This window comes from Deferrisoma camini S3R1 (assembly GCF_000526155.1).
Classification (GTDB): Bacteria; Desulfobacterota; Deferrisomatia; order Deferrisomatales; family Deferrisomataceae; genus Deferrisoma; species Deferrisoma camini.
Genome location: NZ_JAFN01000001.1, coordinates 650,748 through 663,823, shown reverse-complemented (window position 1 = coordinate 663,823; position 13,076 = coordinate 650,748). Strand labels below are relative to the sequence as shown.

Here is a 13,076-nt window from a genome sequence, read left to right as displayed (position 1 = left end):
GTTCAGAAGGCGTGGCCGCCGCGGGGGAGAACCTCGAACCCGGCCTGGGCGAAATGCCGATCCAGGGCAGCCGCCTTCCGGATCCCCAGCCGGCGCATCACCACGAAGGATGTACAGTCGGTAAAGCTGTACTCTTTGTCCGCATGGCTGCGGAACAGCTCCCATGCGGCGCGGAAATCCCGGGCCTCCACCTCCACGACCAGGGCGGCCTCTCCGGACAGGAGCCCCTCCCCCACCCGCACGGCAGCCCAATGTCCGACCCGCACCCGGGTGAGGGTCAGGAGCTCGTCCAAGACGTAGTCCGTGAGAACCAGTCTCCCGTCCCAAGACGACAAGACATCGACCACTGCAGAGTGCTCCCGGCAGTCCCGGTCGAAAAACGCAAACCACGCACTCGTATCCACGAACAGCTCGGCCATCACGGGTCCCTGTACAGGACCCGGTCATGATCCCTCGGGTCCATGCCGTCGCCGAACAGGCCCGCGAGCTTCTGTAGGCAGGCCCTCTCACGGGCCCCCTTCCCCCCAGCGCCGGACAGCCCCAGGTCCACGAACTCCCGAATCAGCTGCCCGATGCTCTTTCCCTCCCGCCTGGCCCGCTCCCGCAGGGCAAGGTACTGCGTCTCTTCCAGGAGGATCTGGGTCCGGTGCATGGCGAGGCCTCCTCTTCGATGCCGCACATACATCATACATCTCCCCCCGAAAACATCAACTTCTCCCCGCGTTGCGCCGCCCCGACACGATGCCGTAGATCGTGGTGCGCCAGGTGGAGCGGTAGATCCACAGCCGGGTGCGCAGCCACCACGCCCCCTTGGGCCGGGGCTCGAACCGGTGCACCAGGAACCCCACCCGGCCCGCCGGGTTCGGCCGACGGTCCAGGGTGAATACCCGCCGGACCCCGGCCCGCCTCGCGCACTCCAGGGTCACGGCGTCGTACTGCCCCCAGGGCAGGGCGAGGTGGTCCCGCCGTCCGCCCAGGCGCGACTCCAGCGCCTGCCGGGCGCGGGCCAGGTCCTCCACGGTGCGGCGCTCCCGCTCCCCTTCGCTCTCCCAACCACCCCGGTCGCCGTGCCGGCTCCGGTACCGATCCAGCTCCTCCCGGAGCTCCCGAGTCACCGCCTCGGCCCCCCGCTCGGCCACGTACCCCTCGCCCCCTCGGGCATCGAGCCACCCGGCCAGGTGGTCCCGGAGGGCCGGGTCGTCCCGGTAAAGCCGGTGGGCCAGGGCCGAGCCCCGGCGATAGAGCGGGACCCCCAGCCGAAGGTCCCCGCCGGTGCACTGGGGCAGCGACCAGTGGGCCCGGCCGAACCGGCCCAGGTGAAACCCCACGATCTCGTTCGAGACCCACCCCATGGCGTGCCCCCAGGAGTGGGACTGGACCTCCACGAGGCCGCTCGCCTCCAGGGCGGCCAGTTCCGACCAACGCAGGAACCCCGGGTGCGGGCCGCCGTCGCAAGCCGCCTCCGCATGGGCCCCCTCGGCCCGGCCCGCCCAAGCGGGCCTTCCCCGGGGCCGTACCGGCCCCTCGCCCGCACGGGACGGGATCGCAAACACCACCGCCCGCACCCCGTGGCGCTCCAGAACCTCCAACCCGTGTGTCCACAGGTCTGCGAACCCGTCGTCGAAGGTGAGAAGACATCCCCTGCTGGGGCGATCGAGCTCGCTCGGCAGGAGGGTCGGAAGACTCAACCGCACGAGGGTCTCGAGGTGCCCGGCGAGGCAAGCCGGAGAAATCCGCTCCCCAGGATCTACGCTGTGATAAGTCAGGACCGGGATCGAGATCATGGGGCACCAGCACCACGGTTCGAGATTGCGGTGCCCCCGCCCCCTCCCGCCTCCCCGAGGGCTGTGCACCCGTTCATGATGCCCCTTCCCTCGTCCGCCGGTATACTCGCTCGACCGCCGAGACGTGCCCATCCAACGAACTCGCCTCCGCCAACGCCCGAGCCGCCTCTCGGGCTGCCCGTCCCGCGGCCAGGAGCCCCGAGATGGCCTGAGTCAGCCCCTCCGGCTCCGCCTCCACCACGGCGCCCGCCAGCGGGGCCCCCTCCAGCACGTCGGCCGCGCCGTTGGCCGGGGTGGTCACCACCGGGGTTCCCGAGGCCAGCGCCTCCAAACAGACGTTGGCAAACGGGTCGTACTCGGTGGGATGGACGAGCACGTCCGCCGCCCGGTACCACCGAGGAGTGTCGTCTCGGGCCCCCACGAAATGAACCCGATCCAAGCACCCCAGGGACCGGGCGTGCTCCCGGAACGGGTCGGGGTCGTCGCCCCCGACCACCACCAGATGGGCCCCGGGCAAGCGGGCCAGGGCTCCAAGGGCTGCCTCCAGCCCCTTCAGCCGGAAGTTCGTTCCCACGAACAGCAGCAACGGGTCCTGCGGGGGGATCCCCAGGCTCTCCCCCACGCTCCGGCGGTCGCCCTCGCGCCCCTCGGGCCGGAACCGCTCCGTGTCCACTCCGTTGGGAATCACCTCGATCTTGGAGACCACCTCGGGGTGGAACCGCTCCACCTCCCGGGCCACCCAGCGGGACGGGCAGATCACGGCCCGCAGGTGGGGGGACGAGAAGAGCCGCTGCTCGATCCCGAGGACGACCCGATCATAGCCGGTCGGCCGCCCGGCTTCGGCCGTCCGCTCCAGGTACGCCCGGTGCACCCCCCCACCGGCCCGGTGCACCGTCTGGCAGGTGGTCTTGCCCGATCCGTGCACCACGTCGTAGTGGTGGGGCCGGATCCGCCGGGCCGTGAGCCGCCAGAAGCTGTAGGTCTTCAAAGCCCGGCCGAACGGAACCGACGGGATCCGGTGGAGCCGCACCCCTTCGGGGAGTCCCTCGGCCCGGCGTGCGAACACGTGGACCTCGTGGCCGCGGGCGGCCAGACCGGTCACCAGCGCCAGGGCGTACCGCTCCGCCCCGCCGGACCGGTCCACCTTGGGCTGCACCACCGCGATCCTCACGCCGTCCTCCAACCCAGGGTGCCCGTCACCCACTCGCCGATCGCCCCGGCCACCCGCTCCGGCGTGAGACCCCGGAGGCAGGCCAGGTCGTCCCGGCTGCAGCGGTTCCGGTTGCACGGCTGGCAGTCGAGCCCCAGGGCGAGTTGGGTGTGCTCGGGCGCCGGATGGGTCCAGCCGACGCTGGTGGACCCCAGGATCGTGAACGACGGCGTGCCCACGGCCACGGCGATGTGCCGGGGCGCGGAGCAGTTCCCCACGTGAAGGTCCGCCGCCCCGATCAGGGCGGCCATCTGCCGAAGGGTCGTGGCCGGCGCCGGAACCGCCCGGGCCCCGGAGGCCTCCACCACCGCCCGGGCCACCCCCTCCTCGCCGGGCCCCCACAGCACCACCGGGGTCCAGCCCTGCTCGGCCATCCAAACACAGAGTCTTCCGTAATGCTCGGACGGCCAGCGCCGGGTGACCCGCCGGTGGGAAGGATCCACGGTCACCAGCCGGTCGGACCCCTCCCGGATCAGCCGCCTTCGCTCCGAACGCGCCCATTCCTGCTCCTCGGGCGTGAGGAAGATCTCCGGCCGGTCCCACTCCGACCGGATGCCGAGCGGCTCCAGGAGGTTTTTCTTGATCTCGACGGCGTAGTTCCCGGCACCGGAAACCCGATGGGTGTACAGAACGCCCCGTCCCGGCGCCCGGTACGAGACCCGGGTGCCCGCGCCCGACAGAAACGCGAGGATGGCCGACCGGGGATTGCCCATGAAGTCGAGCACCACGTCGAACCGGCGCCGCCGCAAGGCAAGGCCGAGCCGCAGGGTCCGCCACCAGGGCGCCCTGCGGTCGTTCAGCAGAATCTCGTCGATGTGGGGGTTCCCTTCCAGCAGCTGGTCGCTCGGCCGCTCCGTCAGGAACGTGACCCGGCACCCCGGCCGCGCCTCCTTGAGGATCCGGGGAACCGGGGTGGTGAGCACCACGTCCCCGATCTGGCGCAGTTGGATCACCAGGGCTCTCACGCGGTGTCGTCCTCTCTCTCCACGGATCCCAGACGGGGCTGCCCTGGGAACGGCCGGCTGGAGACCGGGCAGCTCAACGCCTCGGCCACCCGGCCGGCGAACCATTCGTTGGCCTTCCGGCACGCCTCCAGGTACCCGTGGGCCGGCGCGCTTCGGGAGAGGTCGCGGTCCAGGTTCCCGCTGAACTCGGCCAGGGGAAACGGGAACCCGTCGAAGCGGGTCGAGAACTTTCGGTACAGAACGACCCGTTTCCCCAAGAGCAGCCCCCAGTACGCTCCGTGGTAAGTGTTGGTCACGACGGCCCCCGACTCCCCCAGAAAGCGGATCGCCCCTTCCACGTCTTGGGTCTTGTTGCTCATCCGTTCGAAGCCGGCAAGGCTCTCGTCCGAGATGGGCGCGTTCTTGTGCTCGTACACCCCGATCTCACGGCGCACCTCGTAACGGTCCTCCAGAAACGGCAACATGCAGGACGGACAAGGGACGAAGTTGTACTTCGCCGTGTAATCCCGAATCCCAAGCAGGAACACATCCATCAGGTCCAGAGGCTTCCGAACCGATCTATCATAGTGCCTATTAAACCCAGCCCCCCAAACGACCACCCTGTTCCTGGCAAAAATCTTTTTTAGATTGTTGTTCCACTTATTTCTAGCATTCAGGAGCCCTCCCCCACCGACGATGACCGTCTCTCCTTTCGGTATCTCTCGAAAACACCCCTTGACGTCGATATCGACCTCCACGACCTCCGTTCCCCCGAAGGAAAAATACGTAAACGGAGAACAGTAGAGATCTCCCACATTCTGACGATCCAGCCGACGGACGGAATAGAGTATCACGGGCGGCCCCTTGCCTCCTCGGTCTCCTTTTCTGCCGCCTAGCGGGGTCACGCCCCAGGGACGGCGAATCCACGGCTCCCCCAACCCGCTACCAGGGGATCTCGACCACGCCTTTCACCCCGCTCCGCACCCGGGACAGCAGCTCCTGAACCAGCTCCGGACGGATCTTGGCCATGCACTCGTGGCGGTGGCAGTCCCCGACCCGGCCGTGGGATCGAAAACAGGGCCCGCACGGCGCGCGCACCGCCACGTTCAGGTGCTCGGGGTAACAGCTCACCTCGGGGGCCACGGTCCCACCGTAGATCACGATGGCCGACGTGTTCACGGCGCGAGCCAGGTGCATCAACCCGCCCTCCAGCAACAGGGCGGTCTCCGCCCCCTCCAGCACCGCGGCGCTTGCCCGGATGGGGAGGCCCCTCCGGTCGATCACCCCCTCGAGCAGGGGATCCGACCGGGAGCCGATCTGCACGAACCTCACACCCCTTTCGGAACGGACCACCTGCTGGAACCGCTCGAACCCCCAGTCCTTCCGGTTCCCGGCCACCGTCCGTTTTCCGACCGGGCAGATCACGACATAGCTCCGGGGGAGGCCTTCGAGGGCCTTTTCCCGCTCCTCTTGGCTGAGATACACCTCCACCGCCCTTTCACCGTCGTCGTCGGGCAGACCGATGCTCCGGGCCAGCTGATCGAGGATGTGATCCTGGGTGGCCCTGTCGATCCGGTACGCCGGGCGAACGTAACGCGGCGCCACCTTGGAGCGGACCGCCACGGCCACGTGGGGGTTGTTCCAGAACAGCTCCGGCCAGTTCGTCTCCACCACGATGCGCAGGCCGGGCCATCTGGCTCTCAGCCGGCGGGCCAGGTGGGTCAACATGAGGTTGTCTCCCAACGCACGAGAGAACCTCCGCAGCACCACGGTCCTCGGCGTCAGAAGGTAAGGGACGGCGCGCACGAAGTCACGGACCCACGCCACCCGCACCACGCATCACCTCCCCAGGACCCGCTCGTACACCGCGAGGGTCCTTTGGCACTTGTCCTGCGGGGTGAAATGCTCGGAGATCTTTCGGTGGCCCGCCTCGCCCATCGCCTGCCCCCTGTCCGGGAGCGACAGGATCGTACACACGGCGTCTGCCAGGGCACCGGGGTCCCCCCTCGGGACCACGAGGCCCGTGCGACCGTGCTCGACGATCTCTCCCACCCCCCCCACGTCCGACCCGACCACCGGCACCCCCACGTCCATGGCCTCGAGCAGCACGTTGGGGCACGACTCCATGTCCACGGAAGGGAGCACGAACACGTCGAACAGCGCCATGATCGCCACGGCGTCGGATCGATGCCCGGGCAGCCGGAACCGATCGCGAACCCCCAGCTGCTCGAGCCGGGGGACGAACCGGTCCGTGCCCGCCCCCACCAACACGAACTGCGCCCCGGGATGGTGACGAAGGATCTGGGGCGCGGCCTCCACCAGGAACTGCATGCCCTTCTCCGGCCTCGCACTGCTCACCGCCCCCACCACCGGCCCGTTGCCGAGCCGGAGCTCCTCCCGGAGGGCGGTGCCGGCCCGGCGCAGGCTCTCCCGGTCCGCCGGTACCCGCGCGTTGTACACCACGTGGATCTTTTTCGGATCCACGCCGCATCCTTCCAAGACTCCGGCCACTTTCCGTGAGTTCGTGATGATCGCCGCGGTTCGCCGGGTTCGGAACTTCACCGGGAACTCCGGCCGGAACAGCACCCCCCGGTTCACCACCACGGGCGGGAACCTCCCCCCGAACGTGGCCAGAAGTGCCACGTTGTGGCCCTTTGTGTGGTGAGCGTGGACCACCTGGGCCTCGGCTTCCCTAACGATCCTCCGAAGCTGCCGGGAGGCCCGCCACTGCGCCGCCAGTCCCCCGAACTCGAGAGCCCGCGGCTCTGCACCAGCGGCCCCGGCCCCACGGAGAGCGTGGGATCCCGATGGGGCACAGAACACCACTCGGTGGCCCCGTTCCACGAGCCCCTGCGTCAGCAGAATTGCCTGGCGGGTACCGCCGCTTTGATTTGACGAGTTCGTCACCTGGACGATGGTCAGCCTGGATTCCAAAGGAGTCTCACTCGGCAGTGGCCAATAACGTCTTGTAAATATTAACGGTCTCTTTCACACATCGATCCAGGGAAAAACGCGATACCCCCCGTCTCGCCGCCTCTCGCACCTCAGTGTCAGGCCCTCTTCCATCCAGAAAACCCACCACAGCCCGGGCCAGCGAGTCCACGTCTCCGCGTGGTACCACGAAGCCTGGCACGCTTGGCCCCAGGATCTCCCCCATCATCGGCAGATCGAACGCCACCACTGGGGTCCCCGCGGCCAGTGCTTCGATCACGACTCCCGGGAGCCCGTCCTGGATCCGGCCTTGGGAGTCGGCCTCTCCGGCAAACACGAAGACGTCCATGGCCCCGAGGGCCGCCGGCACATCCTGCCGGTGGCCCGTGAACACCACCCGATCCCGGAGACCGAGATCTTCCGCCAGAGTCTCCAGCTTCGACCGTCTTCCCCCTTCCCCCACCACCAGGAACCGCGTTCCTGGCACCTCCTGGCTGATCCACCGCGCGGACCGAAGGAAATTCTCGTGCCCTTTGCCGCGTGACAGCCGGCCTACAACCCCCACCACCGGGGCATCCGCAGGGATCCCCATCTCCGCACGAAACCTCTTGCCCTCTTCCCTGGCTTCGGCATAGGAGGCCAGGTCCACCCCGTTGTACAACACCCGGCAGGACGAGGGCGGGAGCCCGCTCGTCTCCAGAAACACCTGTCGCACGGCCCCGCTCACGGCCAGGGTAAGGTGAGCCCGCCTGGCGGCTCGTCGGTCGGCCAAGACCCGAAGTCGCGTTCGCACCGGTCCATTCCACCCCCAGGGGGCCATGCTGTGGAGGTGCCGAATCCGAACCGGTACCCGAGCCATCCACGCCGCATGAATCATCAACGTGTTCGCCGTGTACTCGTGGGTGTGGACCACGTGGGGTCTGATCCTCCGGAAGTAGGCCACGTACCGCCACACGTTCCAGGGCGACCACTTCGAGCCCATCGGGATCACGTCCACCGGGATCCCGTCCCGTTCCAGGACCCCGGCCAGGTCTCCCCGACCCCGGTAGCACAGGACCCGCACCTCCAGTTCCTCGCGGAGGCGTGGAAGCAGCTCCACCAGACGCCGGGCCACCCCGCCGCCCCCGACCCGCTTGTACACCCGCACCACCCGGATCGGCCTCACCGCGGGGCCACCTCCTGCAACACCTGCTCCAGCACCGAGACCTGGCCCTCGAGAGCGAAGACCGTGCCCACGCGCGCCCGGGCCCTCGGCCCCAGGGTCCGGCGAAGCCGAGGGTCCTTCGACACCCGGGCCATCGCCTCGGCCAGGGCCCCCGGATCCCCGGAGGGGACCAGCAGGACCGCATCGCCCCCCACCTCCCGGGTGCCCGGCAGGTCCGACGCCACGCACGGCAGGCCCGTGGCCATGGCCTCCAGAAGCGCGTTGGGGAGCCCCTCCTTGAGGCTCGGAAGCACGAACGCATCCACCCCCTGCAAGAACGGCCGGACGTCTCCGAGAAACCCGACGAACTCCACCCGCTCACCCAGGCCGCGGGACGCGACCCCGTTTTCGAGCTCTGCGCGGAGCCCTCCGGTGCCGGCCACCTTCAGCCGGAAGGGAGTCCCTTCCTTGGCCAACCGCTCTGCCGCATCGAGGAGGACCCCGTGTCCCTTGCTCGGGCTCAGCTGGCTCGTCACCCCGAACACCACCGCCCCCTCTCCCGAGCCCCCTGCGGGTGGATACGCCTCGAGATTCCGCCCGTTCAGGACCACCCGCACGGCCCCCCGGGGAACCCAGGGATGCGCAGACACCAGGGCATCGGCCATCCATCGGGCCGGCACGACCACCCGGTTCACGAGCCAACGGTGCTGCAACCTCTCCTCGGCGGTGCCCCGGAGATCCTCCACCAGGCCTACCCGTCGCACCACCGCCACCCCGCAGAGACGGGCCGCCACCGCCCCCACCTCCAGATCCCGCGAGATGTTCACCACCACCACGTCGGGCCGCTCCCGCCGGAACACCCGGACCAACCGCGCCGTGGCCACGGGATCGTACTTGAACCCGAACCGCACGGGGTAGACCCGAAACCCCGCCTTCCGGCACGCCGCCTCGAACGGGTTCTCCCGACGAACCACCGCGAGGACCCGGTGACCCCTCTGGGCGAGGGCCCGCCCGAACGTGAGGGTCCAGGACTTCACGCCCCCCCATTTCCGGGTGGAGTTGACGAAGGCGATTTTCACGGAGCCCCCTCCCCGAGCGCCAGCTCCTCGCACACCGTCTCGGGGTACACGCCTTCGAGGCACGAGAGGGTTCCCAGCCTACAACGATCCCCCCCGTGCAGGCTGCACGGCCGGCACGGCTCGGGCCGTTCGAGAACCCGGTCGAGGGGGCCTAGCGGGTAGAACCCGAACCCGGTGACCGTGGGGCCGAACAGGGCCACCACCCGGGTGCCCACGGCGGTGGCCAGATGAAGGGGGGCCGAGTCGTTGGTCACCAGGACCTCGCAGCGCTCCAGCACGGCCGCGGTCTCGAGGATCGAGGTCTCGCCGGCCAGGTTCGCGCCCGGCCCTCCGGCGAGGACGCGCGCGGCCAGGTCCCGGTCCCCGGCTCCGCCGATCACCACGGGAAACCCCCGGCCCTCTCCGCGGATCCGGGACACCAGATCCATCCAGTGGGTCTCCGGCCACACCTTGGTGGCCCACCGGGCCCCCGGCGCCAACGCGATCAGGGGCTGGCCGGCCCACCCCGAAGCCCGGAGGAGGGCCTCGACCCGGCCGTAATCGGCCTCGGCCGGAAACACCCGGGGCAGGCGCCGGACCGGCCGCACCCCCAGGGGGGCGAGGGCGCGGACGTAGCGGTCCACCACGTGCGTTCGGTCCAGGAGGGCCGGTTTTCGCAGCCACACGGCCACCCTGCGCCGAACGCTGCCCTTGCGGTACCGGCTCCACCGCACCCTGGGCGTCAGCGCCCGCAGGGCCCGGGTGCGCAGGTTCCCGTGGAGGTCCACCACCCGGTCGTACCCGCCCCGCCGAACCCGGTCGGCCAGCGAAGCCAGGCCCTCGCCGGGCTCCCACTCCAAGCACCGGGCCACGGCCGGGTGGTTCCGGAACACCTCCCGGAACGCCGGCTTGGTGAGCACGTGGATCTCCACGTCCAGGCGGTCCTCGGCCAAGGCCTCCACGGCAGCGGTGGCCAGCACCACGTCTCCCAGGGACGAGAGCCGGATCAAGAGGACCCTCACCCCGGCCCCCTCCCCGCCAGGTCCCGGTACAGGGCCACGTACCGGTCCACCATGCGGTCCACCCCGAACTCCGAGGCCGCCCGTTCCCGGCCGGTCCGGGCCATTCGCGCGGCGCCGGCCGGGTCCCCCAGGACCCGGAGGATCCCCCGGGCCAGGGCCTCGGGATCCCGGGGCGGCACGAGCACCCCGTCCACCCCGTCCCTCAGGATGTCCGGGATCCCTCCGGCGGCCGCGGCGACCACGGGCTTTTCGGCCAGCATGGCGTCGATCACCGAGGTTCCGAGGCCCTCCAGGTGGGACGACATGACGAACACGTCCAGGCCGTCCAGGACCGCGCCGATGTCCGTGCGCAGCCCGGCGAACACGAGCCGGTCGCCCAGCCCCAGCCGCTCCGCCTGGGCCCGGAGGTCGCCCTCCAGCTCGCCCTCGCCCACGATGACGAACCGGGCCCGCGGCTCGGCCTCCACCACCCGGGGCACGGCGTCCACCAGGTACCGCTGCCCCTTGTGGTCCACCAGGTGGCCCACGTTTCCCACCAGGATCTCGTCCGGGGCCACCCCGATCTCCCTGCGGAACCGCTGCCCGTCCCCCGGCTCCACGGGATGGGGCTCCACCCCGCTGGGGATGCGACGGATCCGATCCGGGGCCACCCCGATCTCCCGGAGGATCCCCTCCACGGCCCGGCTGATGGCCACGATCCGGTCGGCCCGGCCGTACTTCCACCGGTTGAACGGGTGGGGCCGGGGCACGAAGTCCACCCGCCGGGTGACCACCACCGGGGCCGACGCGCCGAGCACGCGAGCCAGCAGGGCCAGGGTGTGGGCGTGGGAGGAGTGGGCGTGGAGGACCCCGGCTCCCCACCGCCTCGCGAGCCGGGAGACCCGCCAGGCCGACACCAGGTCCCATTCGCCCCGCAGCCCCATGCCCCGGGTCGGCAGCCCGGCCGCCCGGGCCCGGTCGTGGAGGACCCCGCCGGCCGAGCAGACCAGCAGGCTGTCCACCCCTCGCTCCCGCAGGCCCCGGTGGAGCAGGAACACCTGGCGCTGGCCGCCGCGCCACGTCCTGCCGGTGTCCACGTGGAGCACCCGCAGCCCCTCTGCCGGTCTCAACGGACCAGCTCCCGGCACGCCGCCAGCACCTCCTCGGGGGTCACCTCCAGCATGCACCGGAAATGCCCCTTTCGGCACCTGCGCCCCCCGTGGAGGCCGCACGGGCGGCACTCCACCTCCGCCTCCACCACCCGGGATGCCGCGTGGAACGGGCCGAACCCCAGGTCTAGGGTGGTGGCGCCGAACACCGCGACCGTGGGCGTGCCCCGGGCCGCGGCCACGTGGAGCGGGGCCGAGTCGTTGGTCACCAGAAGCCTCACGCGGTCCATCCACGCGGCCAGGGCCTTGAGCGACGTCTTCCCGGCCGCGTTCACGGCCCCGGCCCCGACCGCCGCACACACCGCCTGGGCCACCGCCCGGTCGTCGGGCCCGCCGAGCACGACCACCCGCAAACCGCGCGCCTGCAGACCGCGCCCCACCTCGGCGAACCGCTCGGCCGGCCAGCGTTTCGTGGCCCACACCGACCCCGGCGCCAAGGCGGCTAGGGGCTCGTGGGCCTCCCCCCCCGCCTCTGCCAGCACCCGCTCCACCTCTTCGACCTCACGCTCCGTATACCCTACGTGGAGGACCCGATCCTCGGGCTCCGGGTGGAGCCCCAGGCCCCTCAGGAGCTCCAGGTTCCGGTCCACCTCGTGCAGGGCCGCCGGCCTCGTCACCCTTCGGGTGTAGAGCCACCAAAGGCCGGCATCCCGGAACCCCACCCGCACGACCGCCCCGATCCACCGGGCCAGTAGGGCCGTGCGGTGGGACCGGTGGGGAGCCACGATCAGGTCGTACCCCCGGCCCCGGAGCCTGCGGGCCACGGAGCCCAGCCGCTCTCCCCCCTTCTTGTCGTAGCGCAGCACCTCGTCCAGGTGGGGGTCCTCCTCGACCAGCGGCGCGGCCGCCGGGGTCACCAGCACGTCGAGGCGCGCGTCGGGAAACCGCCTCCGCAGGGCCCGGAACAGCGGGGTGGTCAGCACCACGTCCCCCAGGAACGCGGTCTGGATGACGAGGACGCGGTTCACGGGCCCGGATCGCGGCGAAGGGGGGGACGGGACCCGCTCCCGGCCCCCTCCCGGTGCCAGGGTCGTTCCGGCCCCACCCGCTCGAGCTCCCAGAGCTTGGCGAGCTTCAGGAACACGTAGAACGCCGAGAGCGATGCCACGTAGAACCCCTGGGGGCCGTCCAGGAACCCCCTCTTGAGCACGTACTTCTTCAGGAACTCCAGAGGGGGACGAAGTAGCAGGCTCCCCCACGAGAACCGGCGACCGCGCCGGTGATGCTCTTGGGCCAGGATCGAGCTGAACCGGTTCAGGGTATGGACATGGTCGGCCATGTCGTCGTAGGTGTAGTGGACGATCTCGCCGCCCAGACGTCCGACCCCGCCCGGGACCACCACGTCGTAGTGGGGGTCCACCCCCTCCCACCGCCCCTTCTTCCGCCGGAACAGCCGCACCCTGGGCTCCGGATACCATCCGGAGTGGTCGATCCACCGGCCCAGGTAGTGCACGTGCCGGGTGATCCGGAACCCGTCCTCGGCCGGCTCGCGCGCGAGGACCTGCTGGATCTCCCGGGCCAACGCCGGCGTGACCCGTTCGTCCGCGTCGATCGACAGGACCCACTCTCCCCGGGCCTGATCCTTGGCGAAGTTCTGCTGGGCCACGTACCCCGGCCAGTCCCGTTCGATCACCACGTCCGCCAGCTGCCGGGCGATCTCCACGGTGCCGTCGGTGCTGCCCGAGTCCACCACCACCACCTCGTCGCAGAACCGCACGCTCTCCAGGCAGCCGCGGATCTTCTCGGCCTCGTTCAGGCAGATCACGGTGGCGGAGAGCCGGGGCACGGGCCGGCGGGCTCGGGGCATGGCGGTTCCGGGGGGCGTGGTGGGGGTG

14 protein-coding genes are annotated in these 13,076 nt (G+C 70.5%); all 14 read right to left on the bottom strand.

Annotated features, from left to right (window positions below):
• Nucleotides 1-2: 2 nt before the first annotated feature.
• The 14 genes from DEFCA_RS0102830 to DEFCA_RS0102765 all read right to left on the bottom strand — a co-directional run bounded on the left by DEFCA_RS0102830 (nt 3) and on the right by DEFCA_RS0102765 (nt 13,048).
• The gene (locus DEFCA_RS0102830) at nt 3-419 is read right to left on the bottom strand and encodes a type II toxin-antitoxin system VapC family toxin (protein WP_025321527.1); all 417 of its coding nucleotides are present in this window, start codon (nt 417-419) and stop codon (nt 3-5) included.
• Nucleotides 419-652 (bottom strand): hypothetical protein, encoded by a 234-nt coding sequence (locus tag DEFCA_RS0102825; protein ID WP_025321526.1) that lies wholly within the window; start codon nt 650-652, stop codon nt 419-421. The genes DEFCA_RS0102830 and DEFCA_RS0102825 overlap by 1 nt, the downstream gene beginning before the upstream one ends.
• A 55-nt stretch (nt 653-707) precedes the next feature.
• Nucleotides 708-1,694 carry a polysaccharide deacetylase family protein gene (locus tag DEFCA_RS0102820; RefSeq protein WP_025321525.1) on the bottom strand — a complete coding sequence of 329 codons (987 nt, stop codon included), beginning with the start codon at nt 1,692-1,694 and terminating at the stop codon, nt 708-710.
• 163 nt (nt 1,695-1,857) lie between these two features.
• Nucleotides 1,858-2,955 carry a glycosyltransferase family 4 protein gene (locus tag DEFCA_RS21915; protein WP_025321524.1) on the bottom strand — a complete coding sequence of 366 codons (1,098 nt, stop codon included), beginning with the start codon at nt 2,953-2,955 and terminating at the stop codon, nt 1,858-1,860.
• Nucleotides 2,952-3,959, bottom strand: a complete 1,008-nt coding sequence (locus DEFCA_RS0102810; RefSeq protein WP_025321523.1) for a glycosyltransferase family 9 protein — start codon at nt 3,957-3,959, stop codon at nt 2,952-2,954. The genes DEFCA_RS21915 and DEFCA_RS0102810 overlap by 4 nt, the downstream gene beginning before the upstream one ends.
• Complete coding sequence (locus tag DEFCA_RS0102805; protein ID WP_342672963.1) at nt 3,956-4,696, bottom strand: polysaccharide pyruvyl transferase family protein; 741 nt, start codon at nt 4,694-4,696, stop codon at nt 3,956-3,958. Before DEFCA_RS0102805 ends, DEFCA_RS0102810 begins: the two co-directional genes overlap by 4 nt.
• 184 nt (nt 4,697-4,880) lie before the next feature.
• Nucleotides 4,881-5,774, bottom strand: a complete 894-nt coding sequence (locus DEFCA_RS20185) for a glycosyltransferase family 9 protein (RefSeq protein WP_025321521.1) — start codon at nt 5,772-5,774, stop codon at nt 4,881-4,883.
• Nucleotides 5,775-5,777: 3 nt separating this feature from the next.
• Nucleotides 5,778-6,845, bottom strand: coding sequence for a glycosyltransferase family 4 protein (locus tag DEFCA_RS19005; protein ID WP_281173803.1), 1,068 nt, complete (start codon nt 6,843-6,845; stop codon nt 5,778-5,780).
• A gap of 34 nt (nt 6,846-6,879) precedes the next feature.
• Nucleotides 6,880-8,034 (bottom strand): glycosyltransferase, encoded by a 1,155-nt coding sequence (locus DEFCA_RS0102790; RefSeq protein ID WP_025321519.1) that lies wholly within the window; start codon nt 8,032-8,034, stop codon nt 6,880-6,882.
• Nucleotides 8,031-9,092: a glycosyltransferase gene (locus tag DEFCA_RS0102785; RefSeq protein WP_025321518.1), complete on the bottom strand. Its 1,062-nt coding sequence runs from the start codon at nt 9,090-9,092 to the stop codon at nt 8,031-8,033. Before DEFCA_RS0102785 ends, DEFCA_RS0102790 begins: the two co-directional genes overlap by 4 nt.
• Nucleotides 9,089-10,093, bottom strand: coding sequence for a glycosyltransferase family 9 protein (locus DEFCA_RS0102780; RefSeq protein WP_025321517.1), 1,005 nt, complete (start codon nt 10,091-10,093; stop codon nt 9,089-9,091). The genes DEFCA_RS0102785 and DEFCA_RS0102780 overlap by 4 nt, the downstream gene beginning before the upstream one ends.
• A complete protein-coding gene (locus DEFCA_RS0102775; RefSeq protein WP_169709417.1) occupies nt 10,090-11,202 on the bottom strand; it encodes a glycosyltransferase in 1,113 nt (370 codons plus the stop codon). Before DEFCA_RS0102775 ends, DEFCA_RS0102780 begins: the two co-directional genes overlap by 4 nt.
• Nucleotides 11,199-12,209 (bottom strand): lipopolysaccharide heptosyltransferase II, encoded by a 1,011-nt coding sequence (gene waaF / locus DEFCA_RS0102770; protein WP_025321515.1) that lies wholly within the window; start codon nt 12,207-12,209, stop codon nt 11,199-11,201. Before waaF ends, DEFCA_RS0102775 begins: the two co-directional genes overlap by 4 nt.
• Nucleotides 12,206-13,048: a glycosyltransferase family 2 protein gene (locus DEFCA_RS0102765; RefSeq protein WP_051463182.1), complete on the bottom strand. Its 843-nt coding sequence runs from the start codon at nt 13,046-13,048 to the stop codon at nt 12,206-12,208. Before DEFCA_RS0102765 ends, waaF begins: the two co-directional genes overlap by 4 nt.
• Between the last annotated feature and the right edge of the window lie 28 nt (nt 13,049-13,076).

Bases quoted from the DNA above. Each gene is read 5' to 3' on its own strand.
- DEFCA_RS0102825 (WP_025321526.1), bottom strand. From the start codon at position 652: ATGCACCGGACCCAGATCCTCCTGGAAGAGACGCAGTACCTTGCCCTG.
- DEFCA_RS0102765 (WP_051463182.1), bottom strand. From the start codon at position 13,048: ATGCCCCGAGCCCGCCGGCCCGTGCCCCGGCTCTCCGCCACCGTGATC.
- DEFCA_RS0102830 (WP_025321527.1), bottom strand. From the start codon at position 419: ATGGCCGAGCTGTTCGTGGATACGAGTGCGTGGTTTGCGTTTTTCGAC.